Origin of the sequence: Nocardioides antri (assembly GCF_008373765.1) — a bacterium.
In the GTDB taxonomy this organism is placed as follows: domain Bacteria; phylum Actinomycetota; class Actinomycetes; order Propionibacteriales; family Nocardioidaceae; genus Nocardioides; species Nocardioides antri.
On the sequence record NZ_VUJW01000018.1, the window covers coordinates 22699 to 29451 of the forward strand.

The window sequence follows — 6753 nt, forward strand, 5'->3', positions numbered from 1 at the left end:
GCGGGGTGATCAAGTACCTCGGCTCCAAGCGCACGCTGGTGCCGGTGCTGGGGGAGATCGCCGTCGCCACCGGGGCGCGGACCGCCCTCGACCTGTTCACAGGCACGACCCGGGTGGCGCAGGAGCTGAAGCGGCGGGGGATCGAGGTCACGGCGAGCGACCTGGCGACGTACTCCGCAGTGCTCAGCGACTGCTTCGTCGCGACCGATGCCACCACGATCGACGAGGTCGCGCTCGCGTCCGCCCTGGACCGCCTCGACGCGCTTCCGGGGAAGCCGGGGTACTTCACCGAGACGTTCTGCGAGCGGGCCCGCTTCTTCCAGCCGCGGAACGGTGCCCGGGTCGACGCGGTCCGCGACGCCATCGAGCGGGACCACCCGCCCGGAGACCCGCTGCGCCCCGTCCTTCTCACCAGCCTGATGCTGGGCGCCGACCGGGTGGACTCGACGACGGGCGTCCAGATGGCCTACCTCAAGGACTGGGCGCCGCGGGCGCACCGCGACCTCCGCCTGGAGCGCCCTGCGCTGCTGGCCGGTGCCGGCGCGACGATCCACGGTGACGCGACGACGGTCGTCGACACCGTGGATCCCGTCGACCTTGCCTACGTCGACCCGCCCTACAACCAGCACCGCTACTTCACGAACTACCACATCTGGGAGACCCTCGTCCGCTGGGACGCGCCCGAGCACTACGGCGTCGCGTGCAAGCGGATCGACAGCCGCGACGAGGACACCCGGAGCGTCTTCAACAGCCGCCGCACGATGCCGACGGCGCTCGCCGACCTGCTCCGCCGGGTCCGTGCGGAGGTCGTCGTCGTGTCCTACAACGACGAGTCGTGGATCACCGCCGACGAGATGACCTGCATGCTCCGCGATGCGGGTCACGAGGAGGTGCGGCTGCTCGGCTTCGACCGCAAGAGGTACGTCGGCGCGCTGATCGGGATCCACAACCCCGCCGGGCAGCGGGTCGGTGAGGTCGGCCGGCGCCGCAACGTCGAGTACGTCTTCGTCGCCGGGCCGCGCGACCGGGTCGATGCCGCGGTCGCGGCCGCCGCGGAGCTGGAGCCCCTCCGCGGCTGACCGGCGGCCTTCGTCAGTCGTCGCGGTCCTCGTCGCTGTCGTCGTCGCGGTCGCCGTTGTCGTCGTCCGGGCCATCGGTCTCCGTCGAGACGACCTGGAAGTCCTCGTCGAGCTGGACGTCGACCTGGCTGCCGTCCTCGAGGGTGACCTCGACCTCGTACTTGCTCTCCTCGTCGTCCACCTCGGTGTCCGTGACCTTGCCACCGCCGGTCTCGGCGAGCGCTGCCTGCTCGGCCTGCTCGAGGTCGGCGGCCGGGATCGGCCGGTCGGTGTCGTCGTCGTCACCGCTCGCGAGGGCGTAGGCGCTGCCGCCGGCGGCGAGAGCGATCACGGCGACGCCACCGACGACGCCGAGCAGGATCTTGCGGGATCGGATCTTGATGTTCATGCCGGTCACGCTAGGTCGGCTCGATGAGGCGACGATGAGGCTCTCATCGATCCCTCATCGACGTCTCTAGTCTTGCCTGGTGCGCGTGTTGTTGGTGGAAGACGAGGCGAAGCTCGCCCGGTTGGTCGCCCGGGGTCTGACCGAGCGCGGCGACCAGGTGACGATCGCCGGCACCGGCCAGGAGGCGTTGGACGCCGCCGCGGACGACGAGGGGTACGACGTCATCCTCCTCGACGTGCGCCTCCCCGACATGGAGGGCTTTGAGGTCTGCCGCAGGCTGCGCCGCTCGCGGGTATGGACGCCGGTCCTCATGCTGACCGCGCGCAACGCTGTCGCCGACCGGATCACCGGGCTCGACAGCGGCGCCGACGACTATCTCGGCAAGCCGTTCGTCTTCGACGAGCTGCTCGCCCGGATGCGGGCCCTGGCCCGTCGCGGCCCGGTCCCACGTCCCACCGTGCTCGAGGTCGGCGATCTGCGGATGGACCCGGCCTCCCGCCGGGTGTGGCGCGGCGAGGAGGAGATCGAGCTGTCCGCGCGCGAGTTCGCCCTGCTGGAGGCGCTCATGCGGCGGCCCGAGCAGGTGCTGAGTCGCGACCAGCTGCTCGCCCACGCGTGGGGCGCCGTCCACGACACCTCGTCCAACGTGGTCGACGTCTACGTGCGCTACCTCCGGGAGAAGATCGACCGCCCGTTCGGCGCCGAGTCGCTGCGCACGGTGCGGGGGCTGGGCTACCGGCTCACCGGAGGCGAGGCGTGAAGGGCCCGGCGGGATCGCTCCGCGCTCGCGTCGCCCTGGCGTTCCTGGTCACAACGGCGCTGGCCATGCTGGCGCTTGGCCTGTTCGTGCAGTGGCGGGTGGAGGACACCCTCGAGACCGGGCTCCGCGACCAGCTCGAAGGCGAGATGGACGGGCTGGCCGCCGTACCTCCTGATGCGCGGGTGCGCTCGGTGGAGCAGCTCGCCGGGGACATCCACGGCCAGGTGCTCTCCGCCGACGGTGAGATCGTCGCCTCCTCGACCGCGGTCCGCGACCAGCTGGTCGACCCGGGCGGCGTCGACGACGACTACACCAGCACCCGCATCCGGGTCATCGACGACCTCGGCGAGGCCGACGAGGACCTGGAGATCGACAACGAGCCGGTGATCGTCCTCGTGCGGCCGCTCGGCGACCACGTCGTGGTCCTCGCCATCGAGCGGGAGGAGGCGGACGAGGCCGTCATGGCGGTGCGCGAGCAGCTGCTCATCAGCGGTCCGGTGGCACTCGGGCTCGCCGGCGTCCTCGGCTACGTCGTCGCCGGGTTCGGGCTCCGGCCGATCGAGCGCATGCGGGCACGGGCCGCGACGATCTCCTCGCGGAGCGCCGGGGAGCGGTTGCCGGTGCCGCCGGCCGCGGAGCTGCGCCGGCTGGCGCTGACGCTCAACGCGATGCTCGACCGGCTCGATGCCGGCCTCGAGCGGGAGCGACGGTTCGTCGCCGACGCCAGCCACGAGCTGCGGACACCGCTGGCGCTCCTGCTGACCGAGGTGGAGCTGGCGCTGTCCGGTTCCCGCTCCCAGGACGACCTCCTCGACGCCCTCCGCTCGGCCGAGCAGGAGGTGCGCCGGCTGATCGCGCTGAGCGAGGACCTCCTCGCCCTGGCGGGAGCGGACGCCGGCCAGCTGCGGCTGCACCCGGAGGAGGTCGACGTGTCGGCGCTCGCCGCCGACGTCGTACGCCGCTTCCGGACGACCGCAGAGGCGGCCGGACGGTCGATCACGTTCGATGCCGGCGGCCCGGCGCTCGTCGCCGGGGACGCCGAGCGGTTGGGACGCGTGCTGTCCAACCTCGTCGACAACGCGCTGCGGCACGGCGCCGGGGACGTCGAGGTCGAGGTCACCCGCGGCGGGTCCGAGGTCGCGCTGGCAGTCATCGACCAGGGCACGGGATTCCGCGAGGACCGGCCGTTCGAGCGGTTCGCGGCGAGTCACGGATCGGTCGGGCTGGGGCTGGCGATCGTCGACGAGATCATCCGGGCGCACGGCGGCCGGATCGGGATCACCCGCGAGCAGGGCCGGACCGTGGTGCGGGTCAGCCTCCCTGCACTACCTGGCTGACCGCGTCGTCGATCAGGAGCTCGTCGCCCTCCTGCACCAGGAACAGCGTGACCTGCTCCGTCCGGTTCCCCGAGCCCGGAAAGTCGTACTGGTAGGTGTAGGTGACCGTCATCGCGTCCGCGTCGGCACTGACGTCGAGGACCTCCGGGTTGCTCACCGGGCCCCAGAAGTCGGCGTACTCCGTGCTCCGCGCCTGGTAGGCCGGCGTCAGCAGCGCGAACCCCGCGTCGGGGTCGGAGGCCGCGGTCGTGACGTACGACGACGCGAACTCCTCAAGCTCTGCCTCGGTCGGCCGTGTCGGGCTCGCGGAGTCCTCCGTCTGAGTGGTCGCGGAGCTGGGGGAGCCGGCGCCCCCGTCCGGGCTCGCGGCATCGGTCGGGTCCTCGTCGTCGGCGCCGATGACGAGGATCACCCCGACCACGGCGAGCACCGCCAGGACGGCAAGCCCGGCGAGCGCCGTACGGAAGCCGACGGAGCGGTTCGACGGGCCGGCAGGCGCAGCCACGCCGCCGACAGGCGCTGCCGCCGTGCCGACGAGCGTGTGGTCGGTCCGGTCCGGCTCCGGCTCCGCGGGCTCCGCCGCCGGCAGCACCTGGGTGCCGATGACGGGCGGCGCCGGCGGACGTGCGCGGAGGTAGGAGACGACGTCGTCCATCGTCGGGCGGCGCAGCGGGTCCCGGTCCATCGCGGCCTCGAGCAGCGGTCCGAGCCATCCCGCGTTGCGCAGCCGCGGCGGGTCTTCGTGGGCGATCTTGTAGAGGGTCGCCAGGACGGCGCTGCCCTCGCCCGTGACCTCGTAGGGCGGTCGGCCGGACAGAGCGTGGTAGATCGTGGTGCCGAAGGACCACACGTCGCTGGCGGCGGTCGCCGAGGCACCGGTCGCGACCTCGGGGGCGAGGTACGCCGGCGAGCCGGTCACGAGCCCCGTCTGGGTGAGCGATGCGTCGGACTCGGCGCGGGCGATGCCGAAGTCCGAGAGCTTCACCGTGCCGTCGCGGGCGATGAGGATGTTCGAGGGCTTGACGTCGCGGTGGACGACGCCGGTCCGGTGCGCCTCGGCGAGGGCCTCGGCCACCTGGAGCAGCAGCGGCGCCGCCTCCTCGGCGCTCAGGCGGCCCCGCTCGCGGATCATCGTGGCGAGCGTCGTGCCGTCGACGTACTCCGTGACCAGCCAGTGGTGGTCGCCCTCGTTGACGAAGTCGAACACCGAGATCACGTTGGGGTGGTTGACCCGCGCGGCGAGCCGCGCCTCACGCTCCGCGCGCGCCATCTCGAACGCCGAGGCCCCGGGCGGCAGGCCGACCCGCTTCATGGCGACGACCCGGCCGAGGACCTCGTCGCGGGCGAGCCAGACGGCGCCCGAACCGCCGCGACCGATCTCGCGGTCGAGCGCGTACCTGTCGGCCACCCGGATGTTGGTCATTGCACCGCAAGGGTACCCAGCGCGAAGGCGTCTCCATCCCGCGGAACCAACCGGCTGGGCACGCCGCCCGCGCATGGGGCAGGCTTGTCGGGACCTGGATCACCCGCAGCACATGGAAAGGACCACCGTGTCCGTCGACCCGACCCTCCTCGACGACCTGGAGTGGCGCGGCCTGCTCGCCCACACCACGGACCGCGACGCCCTGCGCGACGCCCTTGCCGAGAGCAGCGTCCGGTTCTACGTCGGCTTCGACCCGACGGCGCCGAGTCTCCACATGGGCAACCTGGTGCAGCTGGTGACCGCTCGGCGGCTGCAGAACGCGGGCCACACGCCGTACGCACTGGTGGGCGGTGCGACCGGGATGATCGGCGACCCGAAGGAGTCGGGGGAGCGGACCCTCAACTCCGTCGAGACGGTGAAGGACTGGACCGAACGGGTACGCGCCCAGGTCGAGCCGTTCCTCGCCTTCGAGGGCGACAACGCGGCGACGATGGTCAACAACTTCGACTGGACCTCGACGCTCTCGACGATCGACTTCCTCAGGGACATCGGCAAGCACTTCCCGGTCAACCGGATGCTCGCGCGCGACGTCGTGCGGACCCGGCTGGAGGCGGGCATCAGCTACACGGAGTTCAGCTACGTGCTCCTCCAGTCGATGGACTTCCTCCAGCTCTACCGGCAACACGGCGTCACCCTGCAGTTCGGTGGATCGGACCAGTGGGGCAACCTCACCGGCGGCGTCGAGCTCATCCGCCGCGCCGACGGCGGGAAGGCCCACGCGTTCGCGACGCCGCTGATCACCAAGGCCGACGGCACCAAGTACGGCAAGACCGAGGGCGGTGCCTTGTGGCTCGCCCCGGAGATGCTGTCGCCGTACGCCTTCCACCAGTTCTGGCTCAACGCCGAGGACGAGAAGGTCGGCGAGCTGCTGCGGACCTTCACCTTCCTCCCGCGCGAGGAGATCGAGGCGCTCGAGGCGCGTCATTCCGAGAAGCCGTTCCTGCGGGAGGCGCAGCGGGTGCTCGCCGACGAGGTGACGACGCTGGTCCACGGCGCTGATGAGACCGCGCAGGCGAAGGCTGCCGCCGAGGCCCTCTTCGGGGGTGGCGACATCACGACGCTCTCGGCGGCCACGCTGGCAGCCGCGCTGTCCGAGGCCGGCGCCGTCGACGTCGACGCCGGCGACGGCATCCCCCGCGTGGTCGATCTGCTGACGCTCACCGGCCTCGCCGCGAGCAAGGGGGAGGCCCGCCGGACGGTCGCGGAGGGCGGCGTCTACGTCAACAACGTGCGCATCGAGGACGCCGACCACGTGCCGTCCGGCAGTGACCTGATCGGTGGCTCCTGGCTGGTGCTGAGGCGGGGCAAGAAGCGCTTCGCAGGCGTCCGGATGCGCTGACCCGGCGGTCCCGGACCCCCTGTGGTCCGGGACACGGCACCCCGATTTGTGTCCGCCGCGAGAGGTCTGTAATGTTCTCTGAGTCGCCAGGGAGCGGCGGGGAGCAAGACTCAGTCGAGTCGGGCTTCCGGCCCCGAGGCGGCCGCCCCTATCACCAAGTCTCGGTGACAACGAACAAGCCACTGGCGGGTTCGGAACTTCACCGGGATCTGGCTGTGCGGTGGTGACCATCAGCTCGGGACCGGATCCGCGAGGATCGGCCCGGTGTGTGTGATGTTTGAGAACTCAACAGTGTGTCATGCAATTTATGTCGTTGTGCTTGTTGTACGCGGCGTCTGCATCTTTGGTGTGGGTGTCGTGGGTTTTC

Annotated in this window: 6 protein-coding genes; 4 read left to right on the plus strand and 2 right to left on the minus strand. The window is 71.4% G+C overall.

Features of this window, described 5'->3' with window-relative positions; translation table 11 throughout:
- Positions 1 to 5 precede the first annotated feature (5 nt).
- Positions 6 to 1079, plus strand: a complete 1074-nt coding sequence (locus F0U47_RS20210) for a DNA adenine methylase (RefSeq protein ID WP_149752300.1) — start codon at positions 6 to 8, stop codon at positions 1077 to 1079.
- A 13-nt stretch (positions 1080 to 1092) separates the two neighbouring features.
- On the opposite strand, the gene F0U47_RS20215 is transcribed toward F0U47_RS20210, so the two are convergent.
- A complete protein-coding gene (locus tag F0U47_RS20215; RefSeq protein WP_149752301.1) occupies positions 1093 to 1467 on the minus strand; it encodes a PepSY domain-containing protein in 375 nt (124 codons plus the stop codon).
- A 79-nt stretch (positions 1468 to 1546) separates the two neighbouring features.
- On the opposite strand from F0U47_RS20215, the gene F0U47_RS20220 reads away from it, so the two are divergent.
- On the plus strand, positions 1547 to 2227 hold the full coding sequence (locus F0U47_RS20220; RefSeq protein WP_149752302.1) for a response regulator transcription factor: 681 nt from the start codon (positions 1547 to 1549) through the stop codon (positions 2225 to 2227).
- Positions 2224 to 3564: an ATP-binding protein gene (locus F0U47_RS22070; RefSeq protein ID WP_149752303.1), complete on the plus strand. Its 1341-nt coding sequence runs from the start codon at positions 2224 to 2226 to the stop codon at positions 3562 to 3564. Before F0U47_RS20220 ends, F0U47_RS22070 begins: the two co-directional genes overlap by 4 nt.
- Here F0U47_RS22070 and F0U47_RS20230 read toward each other — a convergent pair.
- A complete protein-coding gene (locus F0U47_RS20230; protein ID WP_188111450.1) occupies positions 3539 to 4987 on the minus strand; it encodes a serine/threonine-protein kinase in 1449 nt (482 codons plus the stop codon). The two genes, F0U47_RS22070 and F0U47_RS20230, sit on opposite strands and share 26 nt — an antisense overlap.
- Positions 4988 to 5099: 112 nt before the next feature.
- On the opposite strand from F0U47_RS20230, the gene tyrS reads away from it, so the two are divergent.
- Positions 5100 to 6386 (plus strand): tyrosine--tRNA ligase, encoded by a 1287-nt coding sequence (tyrS, locus tag F0U47_RS20235; protein WP_149752305.1) that lies wholly within the window; start codon positions 5100 to 5102, stop codon positions 6384 to 6386.
- The last annotated feature ends 367 nt before the right edge of the window (positions 6387 to 6753 follow it).